The organism is Bradyrhizobium sp. USDA 223, from assembly GCF_044909005.1.
Classification (GTDB): Bacteria; Pseudomonadota; Alphaproteobacteria; order Rhizobiales; family Xanthobacteraceae; genus Bradyrhizobium; species Bradyrhizobium yuanmingense.
Genome location: NZ_JBIYDR010000001.1, coordinates 2,551,578 through 2,564,650 on the forward strand (window position 1 = coordinate 2,551,578; position 13,073 = coordinate 2,564,650).

Annotated in this window: 13 protein-coding genes; 5 read left to right on the forward strand and 8 right to left on the reverse strand. The window is 65.7% G+C overall.

Annotated features, from left to right (window positions below):
- Positions 1–467 precede the first annotated feature (467 nt).
- Both ABIA40_RS11670 and ABIA40_RS11675 read right to left on the reverse strand, forming a co-directional pair.
- On the reverse strand, positions 468–2,456 hold the full coding sequence (locus tag ABIA40_RS11670) for a primary-amine oxidase (RefSeq protein WP_271542200.1): 1,989 nt from the start codon (positions 2,454–2,456) through the stop codon (positions 468–470).
- Positions 2,457–2,471: 15 nt separating this feature from the next.
- Positions 2,472–3,662: a serine hydrolase gene (locus ABIA40_RS11675; RefSeq protein WP_271542199.1), complete on the reverse strand. Its 1,191-nt coding sequence runs from the start codon at positions 3,660–3,662 to the stop codon at positions 2,472–2,474.
- Positions 3,663–3,844: 182 nt separating this feature from the next.
- Between ABIA40_RS11675 and ABIA40_RS11680 the strand changes: the two genes are divergently transcribed.
- The gene (locus ABIA40_RS11680; RefSeq protein ID WP_404541126.1) at positions 3,845–4,834 is read left to right on the forward strand and encodes a helix-turn-helix domain-containing protein; all 990 of its coding nucleotides are present in this window, start codon (positions 3,845–3,847) and stop codon (positions 4,832–4,834) included.
- 6 nt (positions 4,835–4,840) lie between these two features.
- Here ABIA40_RS11680 and ABIA40_RS11685 read toward each other — a convergent pair whose 3' ends face one another.
- From ABIA40_RS11685 to ABIA40_RS11695, 3 genes are all read right to left on the reverse strand, one after another.
- On the reverse strand, positions 4,841–5,506 hold the full coding sequence (locus ABIA40_RS11685; protein WP_057029183.1) for a methionine ABC transporter permease: 666 nt from the start codon (positions 5,504–5,506) through the stop codon (positions 4,841–4,843).
- A complete protein-coding gene (locus ABIA40_RS11690) occupies positions 5,496–6,629 on the reverse strand; it encodes a methionine ABC transporter ATP-binding protein (protein ID WP_404541128.1) in 1,134 nt (377 codons plus the stop codon). The genes ABIA40_RS11685 and ABIA40_RS11690 overlap by 11 nt, the downstream gene beginning before the upstream one ends.
- A gap of 228 nt (positions 6,630–6,857) precedes the next feature.
- Positions 6,858–7,664, reverse strand: a complete 807-nt coding sequence (locus ABIA40_RS11695; RefSeq protein WP_271542196.1) for an enoyl-CoA hydratase/isomerase family protein — start codon at positions 7,662–7,664, stop codon at positions 6,858–6,860.
- A 118-nt stretch (positions 7,665–7,782) separates the two neighbouring features.
- Between ABIA40_RS11695 and nthA the strand changes: the two genes are divergently transcribed.
- From nthA to ABIA40_RS11710, 3 genes are read left to right on the forward strand one after another with little or no spacing between them, the layout of a single operon-like run.
- Positions 7,783–8,415 (forward strand): nitrile hydratase subunit alpha, encoded by a 633-nt coding sequence (nthA, locus tag ABIA40_RS11700; RefSeq protein WP_404541130.1) that lies wholly within the window; start codon positions 7,783–7,785, stop codon positions 8,413–8,415.
- Positions 8,412–9,071 (forward strand): nitrile hydratase subunit beta, encoded by a 660-nt coding sequence (nthB, locus tag ABIA40_RS11705; RefSeq protein WP_275509875.1) that lies wholly within the window; start codon positions 8,412–8,414, stop codon positions 9,069–9,071. The genes nthA and nthB overlap by 4 nt, the downstream gene beginning before the upstream one ends.
- Positions 9,071–9,448, forward strand: coding sequence for a nitrile hydratase accessory protein (locus ABIA40_RS11710; protein WP_404541132.1), 378 nt, complete (start codon positions 9,071–9,073; stop codon positions 9,446–9,448). Before nthB ends, ABIA40_RS11710 begins: the two co-directional genes overlap by 1 nt.
- A 107-nt stretch (positions 9,449–9,555) precedes the next feature.
- Here the strand turns inward: ABIA40_RS11710 and queC are convergent, their stop codons facing one another.
- Complete coding sequence (gene queC, locus ABIA40_RS11715) at positions 9,556–10,269, reverse strand: 7-cyano-7-deazaguanine synthase QueC (RefSeq protein ID WP_404541134.1); 714 nt, start codon at positions 10,267–10,269, stop codon at positions 9,556–9,558.
- Positions 10,270–10,396: 127 nt separating this feature from the next.
- Here queC and mazG point away from each other — a divergent pair, with 127 nt between their 5' ends.
- Entirely contained in the window at positions 10,397–11,242 is an 846-nt protein-coding gene (gene mazG / locus ABIA40_RS11720; RefSeq protein ID WP_157284390.1) for a nucleoside triphosphate pyrophosphohydrolase, read from the forward strand.
- Between the two features lie 92 nt (positions 11,243–11,334).
- On the opposite strand, the gene hflX is transcribed toward mazG, so the two are convergent.
- Positions 11,335–12,717 carry a GTPase HflX gene (gene hflX / locus ABIA40_RS11725; protein ID WP_198399778.1) on the reverse strand — a complete coding sequence of 461 codons (1,383 nt, stop codon included), beginning with the start codon at positions 12,715–12,717 and terminating at the stop codon, positions 11,335–11,337.
- Positions 12,718–12,728: 11 nt separating this feature from the next.
- Positions 12,729–12,977, reverse strand: a complete 249-nt coding sequence (hfq, locus tag ABIA40_RS11730; protein ID WP_007591126.1) for an RNA chaperone Hfq — start codon at positions 12,975–12,977, stop codon at positions 12,729–12,731.
- Between the last annotated feature and the right edge of the window lie 96 nt (positions 12,978–13,073).

Genomic DNA, 13,073 nt, shown 5'->3' on the forward strand with positions numbered 1-13,073 from the left:
TTCGCGACGACGCAATTGCCGCCGGACGAGCGCGCTGCGCCGGCGCTTCGACGGTGACCGGAGGAATCTGCGTCTGGGCCTGGGCAGAGCCGAAGGGCGCGGTGAGAGCGAATGTGCTGGCCGCGCCAAGGAAGAGCATCTGAATCTGTCGGCGGCGCGTGTTCTTACGCGAAGAAGGTTGGAAATCGGTCACGTCTGTTGAGCCCCACGCACTGCCGGCTTTGCCGGTATCGTTCTTGATGGCCCGCCCTAACTCAGGCGGTTTCGGAGTGCGATAGGAACAGCGTTAGAATTTCTCCAGACGTGTGCACAGCACCTGCGAGGCATGCGCTCATGCGCGCTGCTTCTTTGGGATTGGAATCCCTCTAAAATGATTCTGTCAGTGTGCTAGGAGCCCGACCGGATGCGACGGCGCGCGTCGCGCAATCAGCGTTGCGACCAAAGCCAGGGGTGCGAGCGGATGAAGGTCACGTCCGGTCCGCGTGACAACAGGTCGTGCTCTTCTCGCCAGCCAGCACGCTGCGGCTGTTGCGGTCCGGCGGGAGGTCGCCAGCCGCATTCGCCGAAAAGAATCCGGTTGGCTTCAACACGAAGCCGGCATATTCCACCGGCATGATCGGAAAGTCTTCGGGCTTGCAGACATGGGTGTGGCCGAAAGAGTGCCACACCACGATGTCGGCATTCTCGATGTTGCGATTCTGCGCGGCATAGCGCGGCAGGCCGTCACCGCCGGCGTGAACGTTGGGATAGTCGCCGCTGGCGTACTTCTCGGCCGGATCGAATGCAGTCACCCAGACATGCTTGGTGGCAAAGCCGCCGCGCTTGCGCACATAGCTGCCCTCCTGCGCCAGCATCAAGGGGCTCGGATTGATGACGAGCTTGTAGGCCGGTGCACCGCCGACCGAATTGGTCTCGTTCGGATTACTGATCTTCCAGAACCGGCCGGTCTCGCCATTGGCGACCGCCGCGGCGTCGCGCTCGCGCGACAGCACGCGCGTGGTGGTGTCGAACACGTTGCCGTGCGGATTGTCATCGCCCCAGGGCCGCGGCACGAACTCGTGCTCCGTCACCGTGTTACCGCCGCCGTCGAGATCCATATGCAGGCGGACGTTGAAGAAGTGCTGGTGCGTGGGGCCGCCGAGATTATCGTCGACCATGCCACCCCATCGGTACTTTTCGCCCAACTGGACCGCGGCGGTCTGGATGATGCCAGTGAGTTTCGTCTCCAGCTGAATCGTGCCGTCCTGATAGAGATACCAGTAGAAGCCGTAATCGTAATTGCCGACGGTGGCGAAGAACGAGATCACGAGCCGCCGGGATCTCCGCACCTCGAACAGGCCGTTGCGGAACTCGTAGTGCTTCCAGGCAATCCCGTAATCCTCCTCATGAATGCAGAGCGCGTTCTGCATGACGAAGGGCTCGCCCTTGCTGTCGGCTGCGGGCACGTCGAAATAATGGATGTTGCCGAGACAGTCGCAGCCTAGCTCCAGCGCGTTGGCGAGCATGCCGAGCCCGTATTCGCCGGCATCGAAGGCCGACTTCCAGAAATGGTTCGCGGTCGGATCGGCATAAGGCACCACCATCTCGGTGACGCTGGCGCGGTGGATCAGCGACCGCTTGCGCGCGCCGTCCTGGTAGGCGAGCTGATGCAGCACGAGGCCCTCGCGCGGCGTGAAGCCCACGCGGAAGCTCCATTTCTGCCAGTCGACTTTCCAGCCGTCGACCTTGAAGCTCGGCCCTTCCGGCTGCTCGATATGCAGCGGCTTGATGTCGGTGCGCGGGTTTGGCACCTCATGTGCGCCGTAGTTCCGTTTCTTGCGCGGAATCGGCACGATGGGATCTTCATCCGTGAGCTCGATGACCTTGCCCCCGATGAGGTCGACCACTGCGACCACGCCCTCGATCGGATGGGCGTAGCCGTTGTCCTGGAGATGCTCGCGAAAATAGCTGACGGCCCGCACAATGCGGGCGCCGCGCTCGAACTCCTTGTCGAAGAATCCGGAGGAGAACGGGTCGACCTGAACCAGCTCGATGTCCTTGTCGGTCAGCCCGCGCCGAACCATCGCCGCCCGCCAGGCGGGATCGGCCTTCACTACGGCATCGCACTTGAAGAACTCTTCCAGCATCACCGGCGGCTGCCCATAGGGCGCCTCGCGGTTCGGCACGACCTTGCGGCCGACGATCTCGCCGCGGCCGAGGTCAACGATATGCTCGATCGCCTCGCCCGTGGCGACGTCGAGCGTCAACGCGAAGGCGCGGCGCTCCACCTCGCCTGCGGCCAACTCCTGCTTCGTGGGCTCCTCCAGCCGCACCGTCGGGAAACGGCAGTTCGCCGCCGAGGTGGCCCCCGCCCGCACCAAAGCGCAAGCCGCGGTGATCTCGTCGGCCGTCAGCGGATCGAGCGGATGCGGTGTCGCGGTCTGCGCTCGCGGTTGGGCTTTGGCGGTTTCAAGCATGAGGACGTCCAAATATCAGGCGAGATGTGCGGTGATGGCGCGGAAGGCAGCAAACCAGCGCTGGTCGATCGGCACGTCCATTGCCTTGGGCTGTGTTGCGAGCTTGACGATGACGGTGTCGGAGTCGAGGTCGACATAGAGGTGCTGGCCGTGAATGCCGATCGCGGTGAGCGCGTTGCGCGAAGGATCGATGGTGAACCATTTGCTGCGGTAGCGCGCACCCGGGAAGAACTCGGCGAGGTCGCCATCGGCCCACGCCTTGGGATCACCGTTCTCGCGGATGTCGTCGATCCACCAGCCCGGCACCACCTGCCGGCCCTCGACGACGCCGCGGCAGCGGATCATCTCGCCGAAGCGGACGAGATCGCGCGCCGTGACCGAGATGCCGCCGGCAATGCGGCCCATGCCGTGGCTATCGAGTGTGAGAGAGCCGTCCTCCTCCGCGCCCAGGGGCTGCCAGAGAAACTCGGAGAGAATGAGATGGTAGGGCATCCCGCAGGCGCGTTCATACACCCAGCCGAGCACCTCGGTATTGGGCGAGACGTAGTGGAACACCTTGCCGTGCGGTTTGCCGCTGCCGCGCAGCGTCGTCAGATAAGCGCGCTGATGGCTGGGCTCAACGCCCGGCGGCGGCACGTCCCAACCCGAGGAGAACCGATAGCGCGCGAGGTCCCCGGCGGGGTCCTCGTAATCCTCCTCGAACTTGATGGCGACGGCCATGTCGAGCAGGTTGCGGACGGTGCAGCCGGCGTAGACCGATGTCTCCAGCTCCGGCACGTAGCGCAGCACCCTCGCCTCTGGATCGACCAGGCCGCGCGCGGCCAGCACGCCGCCGAGCGTGCCAGCGATCGCCTTGCTGATCGAGCAGATCAGATGCGGCGTGGTCGCGCTCATGCCGTCGCCGTACCATTCATGGATCAGCGTGCCCTGATGCATCACGAGGAGCGTGTCGGCAAACGTTTCGCGCAGCGCACATTCGATCGTGGTCGCTTTGCCATCAGGCCCGGTGAAGCCGAGCTTTGCCAGTTCGCGCGGGGCGCTTCTCATCGGCGTCGGCCGGGCGGAGCGGCGGATCTCTGCGGTCGGCAGCACTTCGCGGGTGTGGGTAAAACCCCAGCGGATCGCGGGAAAGCTGCGCCAATTGGCGCGCGTCACCTGAGCCTCGGGTGCGGGCGGGCTGCCGCGCATGACATCGGTCGGTCGCATCTCGATCTCTCCGCGAAGCGCCGTCCCGGCTGCGATGTCGGAACGGCAGGACGTAAGCCTGCACCGCGGCGCTCTCAGGCGTTATCGAGATCCGGCAATATTTTGCTGGACAGCGTCTATGGCCGTGCCAGTCTGGCGCGGTTCCTGCTCAGTGCTGGGCTCAAGGATTTCGACGTATTGCCATGGCCTTAAGGGCAACTCTTCCGATTCAGGACTCGGCTGCCAGCCTGCTCCAGGCGAACAGCACGGATGTCGATGAGCATTGCGCAAGCCTCGGCCGCTGGCGGCTGAGCTACGACCAGATCAGCGCCGGCGCGTTCCGGGGCAGCTTCACGCAACTCTCCTTGCCCCGGCTGGAGGTGTTCCGCGAGATCACCAGCCAGCAGGTCCGTCAATATGGCCAGCTTGGCGCCGACAGTTTTGGCATCGGCCTGCCATGGCACGGCGACAGCGAGCTCAGCTTCAACGGGACCGGTGCCAGCGGCGCCCGCGTCCTCGCCAGCATCGACGCCGAGATCGACATGTGTACGCCGAAAGCCTTCGAGCTGCGCGGCGTCGTTGCCAGCACGGTGTTGATCGCAGAGCTCGCCGCCCGGCTCGACATCGAGCTGCCGCGCACCGCCTGGCACCGGCTGCAGATGATCGAAATGGCGGAAGCGCCGGTCGCGCGGCTGCGGGCGCATCTGGCCGCCATTCAAGCGACGATCACGACCGCTCCGGCAACGTTCAACGATCCGGCGGCGCGGCTGGCCCTGGAAGACGCCCTCCTCGTCGAGATCATGGACATGCTGCCGACCGCACGCCCGAGCGATCCCGGCCGCAGCGCGGCGGCTCGGAAGCGAACCGTGGATCGTGCCCGCGAGCTGATGCATGGCAGGGGCGATCGCTCGCTCTCGCTGCTGGAGGTCTGCAAGGCCGTCGGCGCCAGCCCGCGCAAGCTCGGCTATTGCTTCCAGGAGGTTTTGGGTACGAGCCCGATGCACTATTGGCGCGCGATGCGGCTGAACCGTGTGCGGCGCGATCTCAAGGGCGCCGGCGGCAACGAGACCTCGGTCTACGACGTCGCGGTGCAGCACGGCTTCTGGCACTTCAGCCAGTTCTCGCTCGACTACAAGCGCCACTTCGGCGAGCTGCCCTCGCAGACGCTGCGTCGCGCGAGGTGTGCCGCCTGATCGGATTCAGCGATGCCGCAACCGGCGATTGACCCGGCGCGCCAGGTAATCGCCGGCGCTCTGGACGATCTGCACCAGTGCGATCAGCACGACCACGACGGCCAGCATCATCTCCGGCATGAAGCGCTGGTAGCCGTAGCGGATGCCGAGATCGCCAAGGCCGCCGCCGCCGACTGCGCCGACCATGGCGGAATAGCCGAGTAGGCTGACCACCGCGAGCGTCAGCGCCAGCAGCAGTCCCGGCAGCGCCTCCGGGATCAGGACCTTGAGCACGATCTGGAGCGGTGAAGCGCCGAACGAGGACGCGGTCTCGATCAGGCCGCCGTCGACCTCGCGGATCGCAGCCTCGACGAGCCGCGCGATGAACGGCGTCGAAGCGATCGTTAGCGGCACGATAGCGGCCGTCGAGCCGATCGAGGTGCCGGCAACGAGGCGCGTGAACGGGATGATGGCGACGACGAGGATGATGAAGGGCGTCGAGCGTGTCGCATTGACGACGATGCCGAGCACGCGATTGACGATGGGCGCCGCGAACAGCTCGCCTTTGCGGCTGGTGGCCAGGAACACGCCGAGCGGCAGGCCGAAGGCGGTGCCGAGCAGCGCCGCGATGCCGACCATGTACAGGCTTTCGAAGGTAGCCTGGACGATCAGGTTGATGAGTTCAGGCGACATAGCCGAGACGCTCCGCCGAGAGTTGATATTGAGAGAGCCAGGCGAGCGTCACCGCGTCCTCGCCGACGGGAATGCCGAGCGTCAGCGAGCCCACGTGCTGGCCGCCGATCTCGTCGATGCGCGCCGACAGCAGCGACACGTCGAGCGCTAGCTCACGCGCGAGCCGCGCCACCACGGTGTCGCCGGCCCCTGCCCCGCGCACCTGGATCCGGATCACGGCCTGCCCGCCGGCAGGCCGCTCCGAAACGATCCGGCTCGCCAGCGACACCGGCAGGCTGTCGCCGATCACCTCCGCCAGGAAGGACTGCGTGATCGGATGTCTTGGCTGCGTGAAGATATCGGCGACATGGCCACTCTCGACCACGCGGCCGGCGTCCAGCACCACCACCTCCTTGGCGAGCTGGCGCACCACGGACATCTCGTGGGTAATCAGCACGATGGTCACGCCGAGCTCGCGGTTGATGTTCGCAAGCAGATCGAGGATCGCGCGCGTGGTCTGCGGATCGAGTGCCGAGGTCGCCTCGTCCGACAGCAGCACGCTTGGCCGCGTCGCCAGCGCGCGGGCGATGCCGACGCGCTGCTTCTGGCCGCCGGACAGTTCGGAAGGATAGCGGTCGTGCTTGTCGGCGATGCCGACCAGCGCGAGCAGCTCGGCGACGCGGGCCTTGATGTCGGTCTTGGTCCAGCCGGCGATCTCGAGCGGCAGCGCGATGTTGTCGGCGGCGGTTCGCGAGGACAGCAGATTGAAGTGCTGGAAGATCATGCCGATCGAGCGCTGCGCCAATCGAAGCTCGCGGCCGGTCAGCGCCGAGATATCGCGGCCGTCGACGATCACACGGCCCGTGGTCGGTTTCTCCAGGCCGTTGATCAGCCGGACCAGGCTCGACTTGCCGGCGCCAGAGCGGCCGATCACGCCGGTGATGGAGCCGCGCGGAATGGCGAAGTCGATGTCTTGCAGCGCGTTGACGCCGGGCTTGCCGCGATAGGCCGGATAGGTCTTGGAGATGCCGGCGAAACGGACCATCGCGTCCGGCTCGGCGGGCGCGGGTGAAATCGCTTCGAGCGTTTCGATCGGTCGTCCGATCGCGAGCGATTGGTGGGCATTCATGGAGACGGCCTTCATGCACGATAGCTCGGTCACCCGCATGCCCAGGGCACATGGGAACCGGTCGCGTCTCTGCGACGTGGTGAAAATGGCGACGAGGGCTCAATCGAGCGCGCTGCACCGCAGCACGCACCTTCGCTCTTTCTGGTCTTCCTTGCAATCTCAGATATTTGGAAGGACGTGGACGAAATTTTCCCGATCGTCTCCTGACGAGGAAGATTTATCCGCCGAATTTCGGCGCTGTGATCACCGACCCCGGAACCGCGGCTTGCGGCGCGTCAGGAACGCCTCCACGCCTTCCTTGTGGTCTTCGCTGAGGCTGGCGAGCGCGAACTGATCGACATCCATGTGGCTTGCAAGATCGTCCAGCGCATGCGCGAGCCGGTTGACCGTCAGCTTGGTCATGGCGACGGACAGCGGCGGTTGCGCGGCAACCTTGCGGGCAAGCTCCATGGCGGCATCGAAGGCATGGCCGGGATCCGCCACCTGCTCGACGAGCCCCCATTCATAGGCCTCGTCCGCGCTGATGCGCTGGTCGGCCAGGATCACTGCCTGCTTGGTGCGGGCCGGCCCGATCAGATGCAGCATGCGCGGGATGCCCTGCCAGCTCATATTCATGCCGAGCCCGATCTCGGGCACGCGCAGATGCGCATCGCGCCCCATCACCCGGAAATCGAGCGCCACCGCGAGGGCGACGCCGCCGCCGACGCAAAAGCCTTCGATCGCGGCGATCGTGATCTGCTCCATGTCCTGCCAGGCTTGGGTGAGGCGCGGCCCGAGCTTGAGGTGCCGCCGCAGCGCGCCGAGGTCCATCTCCTTGCGCGAGCGTCCCTCGGCGTCCTTGAGATCGAAGCCGGCGCTGAAGGCGCCCGAGCTGCCGGTCAGCACGACGACCGAGGTCGCTGCATCGTCCTCGAAGCTGCGCGCGGCCGCCGTGAGTTGGCGCAGCGCCTCCGGCGAGAGCGCGTTGATGCCGTCGCCGCGGTCGAAGCGCACGACCGCGATCCGCCCCTCCGGCCCGAGACCCTTCTCGATCTTCACGTAATCGGTCACCATCATCTCCACGCTGTTTGCGGGATGCTAGCGTACAAATGCCCTCACGCATATGTGCCAGGACTGCGCTGCAACGAGCCCTCGACAGCCCCTAGCCATTGCGCCTATCTTCCGCGACATGAGCCAAGATCACGACCATCATCACCACGATCACGATCGTTCCGAGCTGTCCGAGACCGAGCTGCGCGTGCGCGCGCTCGAGACGATCCTGACCGAAAAAGGCTATGTCGAGCCGGCTGCGCTCGATGCCATCATCCAGGCCTATGAGACCAAGATCGGCCCGCACAATGGCGCGCGCGTGGTCGCCAAGGCCTGGACCGATCCGGCGTTCAAGACGGCGCTGCTGCAGGACGGCTCCAAGGCCATCGGCACGCTCGGCCATGTCAGCCGCGTCGGCGATCATCTCGTCGTGGTCGAGAACACGCCCGAGCGGCACAACATGGTCGTGTGCACACTGTGCTCTTGTTACCCCTGGGAAATGCTCGGGCTGCCGCCGGTCTGGTACAAGGCCGCGCCCTACCGCTCGCGCGCGGTAAAGGATCCGCGCGGCGTGCTCGCCGATTTCGGGGTCGCACTGCCCAAGGACATCGAGATCCGGGTGTGGGATTCCACGGCCGAGACGCGCTTCCTGGTGCTGCCGATGCGCCCCGCGGGCACGGAAGGCTGGAGCGAGGAGCAGCTCGCCGACCTCGTGACGCGCGATTCCATGATCGGCACCGGTTTCCCCAGGACGCCGGGAGCACCGTCGTGAACGGCGTGCACGACATGGGCGGCATGGACGGGTTCGGCAAGGTCGAGCCCGAGCCGAACGAGCCGATGTTTCACGAGGAATGGGAGTCGCGCGTGCTGGCCATGGTGCGCGCGATGGGCGCGGCCGGCGCCTTCAACATCGACACCTCGCGCTTCTATCGCGAGACCTTGCCGCCGCATGTTTACCTGTCGAGCTCCTATTACAAGAAATGGTTTCTCGGGCTCGAGGAGATGCTGATCGACAAAGGCTATCTCACCCGCGAGGAGGTCGCCGCCGGCCATGCGATGCAGCCTGCAAAGGCGCTCAAGCACGGCAAGTTCGACCGCGCCAATGTCGAGCGCGTGATGGTGCGCGGCAAGTTCGGCCGCCCTGCCCCGGCTCCGGCGAAATTCAACATCGGCGATCGCGTCCGCGCCAGGAATATTCACCCTGCCACGCACACGCGGCTGCCGCGCTATGTGCGCGGCCATATCGGCGTGGTCGAGCTGAACCACGGCTGCCACGTCTTTCCGGATACGGCGGCGATGGAGCGCGGCGAGAACCCGCAATGGCTCTATACCGTGGTGTTCGAGGGCCGCGATCTCTGGGGCGAGGACGGCGATCCCACGCTGAAGGTCTCGATCGACGCGTTCGAGCCCTATCTGGAGCCGGCGTGATGAGCAGCGCGCTTGCGGCCGCCGCGACGGCGGCGATCCCGAGCATTCCGTGCGACGACGACGGCCCGGTGTTCCGTGCGCCCTGGGAGGCGCATGCCTTCGCGATGGCCTTGAGCCTGCACGAGCGCGGCGTATTCACCTGGCCGGAATGGGCCGCAGCACTCGCCGACGAGATCAAGCGCGCCCAGGCCGCCGGCGACCCCGAAACCGGCGAGACCTACTATCTGCACTGGCTCGCCACGCTGGAGGGCCTCGTCGCCCGCAAGGGCGTCGCGTCGATGGAGACGCTGCACCGCTATCGGAATGCGTGGGACCACGCCGCGGATCGCACGCCACACGGCAAGCCGATCGAGCTCAGGCCAGAGGATTTTGGCTAGCTGATCGCTCCGTCGTCATTGCGAGCGCAGCGAATCGAGAATCCCTCCGCGGTGACAGTTTGGATTGCTTCGTCGCAAGGGCTCCTCGCAATGACGACAGAGCGAGCCTACCGTCCCGCCACGTACTCGTTCCACCCCTTCGCCCGCAAACTGCACGCGGGGCACTCGCCGCAGCCATGACCCCATTCGTGCAGCGCGCCGCGTTCGCCGAGATAGCAGGTGTGCGACTGCTCGCGGATCAAATCGACCAGCCCGTCGCCGCCAAGGTCGTGCGCCAGCTTCCAGGTTGCGGCCTTGTCGATCCACATCAAGGGCGTGTGCAGCTCGAACTGCTTGGCCATGCCGAGCGAGAGCGCGGCCTGCATGGCGCGGACGGTCTCGTCACGGCAATCGGGATAGCCGGAATAATCGGTCTCGCACATGCCGCCGACGATGTGGCTGATGCCGCGCCGGTAGGCCAGCGCCGCGGCGAAGGTCAGGAACACGAGGTTGCGGCCCGGCACGAAGGTGTTCGGCAGGCCGTCCGCGCCCATCGCGATCGCGACGTCGCGGGTCAGCGCCGTCTCGGACACCGCCGCCAGCGTCGGGATCGACAGCGTGTGGCTCTCGCCGAGCCTTGCAGCCCAATCGGCGCGCAGGGCCTTGATGCCGTCGAGCAGGCGGTCGCGGCAGGCAAGCTCGATGGCGTGGCGCTGGCCGTAGTCGAACCCCAGCGTCTCCACGCGCGCGAAGCGGCTCAGCGCCCAAGCGAGGCAGGTGGTGGAATCCTGGCCGCCGGAGAACAGCACCAGCGCGGTTTGTGAGGAAAATGCATCACTCATGGCCCGCGCTTTAGCATCGCGCGACTTGCCCGCCAATCGGTGGAAATCGGCCAGTTCCGCCGCCTTGCGCTGGGATCGGGGGCCCGCTTTTGGCATAAGGCTCTGGATCCCAGGAGACTGCCCGGCAATGACCCCTTCCCGCGACATTTCCCGCCTGATCGAGATCATGGCGGCGCTGCGCACGCCGGTGACCGGCTGCCCCTGGGACCTCGAGCAGGATTTTTCGACGATCGCGCCGTACACGATCGAGGAAGCCTATGAGGTAGTCGACGCCATCACCCGCGGCGATCTCGACGATCTCAGAGAGGAGCTTGGCGATCTCCTGCTCCAGGTGGTGTTCCACGCCCAGATGGCTTCCGAGCAGAACGCGTTCAATTTTGGTGACGTGGTCCTGGCCATCACCCGCAAGATGATCCGCCGCCATCCCCACGTCTTCGCCGACAAGGACGGCAATCTCGCCTCCTCCCATGTCAAGGAAGTCTGGGACCGCATCAAGGCCGAGGAAAAGGCCGAGCGCGCCGCGCGCCGGCCGCCGGAAGGGGCGCCGACGCACAAGTCGCTGCTCTCGGGCGTGAAGGCCGGCCAGCCCGCGCTGACGCGTGCGATGGAGCTGCAGCGCAAGGCGTCCACCGTCGGCTTCGACTGGAACGACCCGCGCGCGGTCCTGCACAAGATACGCGAGGAGGTCGACGAGATCGAGGCAGCATTGGACCGCAACGACAAGCAGGAGATTGCGGAAGAGACCGGCGACCTGATGTTCGCCCTCGTCAACCTCGCCCGCCATGTCGATGCTGATCCGGAGGCTGCGCTCCGCGCGACGAATGCAAAATTCGAGCGGCGCTTTGCCTATATCGAGCGGGCACTAGAGGCGCAGGGCCGGACGCTGGAGCAGGCGTCGCTGGCGGAGATGGACGCGCTGTGGAATGCGGCGAAGGGCGATGAGAAGCCGGTGTCACAAGCGCGAAGCTCGTAGCCCGGATGGTGCGAAGCGTAATCCGGATCGCTTTGCGCTGTGACATCCCGGATTTCGCTAACGCTCCATCCGGGCTACGAAGTGAGGCTCGGTTACGCCGGCAGATGCGGCACCGCGTCGAACCTGTTCACCACGATATCCCGCTTGGTCTCGTCCACCCGCACGGTCATGTCGAAGCGGCCGTCGTGCAGCTCCTTCGACAGCACCTCGGCATTGCGGTGCAGCCAGCTGATGCCGGCACCGTCGGCGGCGTCGATGGAGAGATCGAGCGTTGTCCGTTTCGCCGCGAGCCGCTGCTCGATCGCGGCGAGCAGAGCATCGACGCCCTCGCCCGACACGGCTGAGACCAGCATCGCCGGATGATCCTCCGGCCTGCGCGCCGCGATGTTGAGCAGCTCTTCGCGTTGCTCAGGGTCGAAACGGTCGATCTTGTTCCAGACCTCGATGATGCGGCCGGAATCGTCCGGGTTGATGCCGAGCTGGCGCAGCACCGCGTCGACGTCGCTTTGCTGCGCCTCGGCGTCCTCATGCGAGATGTCGCGGACATGCAGGATGACGTCGGCCTCCAGCACCTCCTCCAGCGTGGCGCGGAAGGCGGCGACGAGCTGCGTCGGCAGGTTGGAGATGAAGCCGACGGTGTCCGAGAGCATCGCCTTGCCGCCATGCGGCAGGTTGAGCGCCCGCAAGGTCGGATCGAGCGTTGCGAACAGCATGTCGGCCGCCTGCACGTCGGCGCGGGTCAGGCGATTGAACAGCGTCGACTTGCCGGCATTGGTGTAGCCGACCAGCGCGACAACACGATACGGCACGCGTTGACGGCCGGCGCGGTGCAGGCGCCGCGTCGCCTGCACCTTTTTAAGCTCGCTCTCGAGTTTGGAGATGCGCTCCTGGATCAGGCGGCGGTCGGCCTCGATCTGCGTCTCGCCGGGGCCGCCCATGAAGCCGAAACCGCCGCGCTGGCGTTCGAGATGGGTCCAGGAGCGCACCAGGCGCGAACGCTGGTAGTTGAGATGCGCAAGCTCGACCTGCAACGAGCCTTCCCGGGTCTTGGCGCGGCGGCCGAAGATTTCGAGAATGAGCCCGGTGCGGTCGAGCACCTTGGCGTGCCATTCCTTTTCGAGATTGCGCTGCTGGATCGGCGACAATGCGCAATCCATCACCACGAGCTCGACCTCGAGGGTCTTGATCAGCCCGGCGATCTCCTCGACCTTGCCCTTGCCGATATAGGTCGCGGGGCGGATCTGGCTGACCGGCGCGACGATGGCGTCGGCAATGACGAGATCGATCGCCCGCGCGAGGCCCGCGGCTTCATCGAGCCGGGCCTCGGTATCTCGCAGAGCATGAGTCACCGATTGCACGTCGGCGCTGCCCGCGCGCACGCGCAAGTAGGGGCCGATGACAAGCACCCGCCCCGTCTGCGTAGCCCCTGCCGACCGCGGACGGTCGGCATCCCCGTCGAAATTCCGGGGTTCCAATCAGGTCACTCTCAAGCCGGCTGGTCCTCGCCGCCTTCGAACAACTGAATCGGAGCGCCCGGCATGATGGTCGAGATCGCATGCTTGTAGACCAGCTGCGAATGACCGTCGCGCCGAAGCAGCAAACAGAAATTGTCGAACCAGGTCACGATGCCCTGGAGCTTCACTCCGTTGACCAGAAAGATCGTCAGTGGCGTCTTGGTTTTGCGAACGTGATTAAGGAAGGTGTCCTGTAGGTTTTGTGCGCGGTCTGCCGCCATTGTTTTTTTCTCGCTTTGAGTTTCTTTTTATTGCGCCGGATGCGGCCCTCTTTGTGGAGTTCGGGGCCTCCTCCGGTTGCCGTCCTTCATGAGATC

What these genes read in the sequence shown, in the direction of transcription:
- ABIA40_RS11710 (WP_404541132.1), top strand. Translation starts at nt 9,071, where the DNA reads ATGAGCAGCGCGCTTGCGGCCGCCGCGACGGCGGCGATCCCGAGCATT.
- nthA (WP_404541130.1), top strand. Translation starts at nt 7,783, where the DNA reads ATGAGCCAAGATCACGACCATCATCACCACGATCACGATCGTTCCGAG.
- mazG (WP_157284390.1), top strand. Translation starts at nt 10,397, where the DNA reads ATGACCCCTTCCCGCGACATTTCCCGCCTGATCGAGATCATGGCGGCG.
- ABIA40_RS11675 (WP_271542199.1), bottom strand. Translation starts at nt 3,662, where the DNA reads ATGCGACCGACCGATGTCATGCGCGGCAGCCCGCCCGCACCCGAGGCT.
- ABIA40_RS11685 (WP_057029183.1), bottom strand. Translation starts at nt 5,506, where the DNA reads ATGTCGCCTGAACTCATCAACCTGATCGTCCAGGCTACCTTCGAAAGC.
- hfq (WP_007591126.1), bottom strand. Translation starts at nt 12,977, where the DNA reads ATGGCGGCAGACCGCGCACAAAACCTACAGGACACCTTCCTTAATCAC.
- ABIA40_RS11680 (WP_404541126.1), top strand. Translation starts at nt 3,845, where the DNA reads ATGGCCTTAAGGGCAACTCTTCCGATTCAGGACTCGGCTGCCAGCCTG.
- queC (WP_404541134.1), bottom strand. Translation starts at nt 10,269, where the DNA reads ATGAGTGATGCATTTTCCTCACAAACCGCGCTGGTGCTGTTCTCCGGC.
- ABIA40_RS11690 (WP_404541128.1), bottom strand. Translation starts at nt 6,629, where the DNA reads ATGAAGGCCGTCTCCATGAATGCCCACCAATCGCTCGCGATCGGACGA.
- ABIA40_RS11670 (WP_271542200.1), bottom strand. Translation starts at nt 2,456, where the DNA reads ATGCTTGAAACCGCCAAAGCCCAACCGCGAGCGCAGACCGCGACACCG.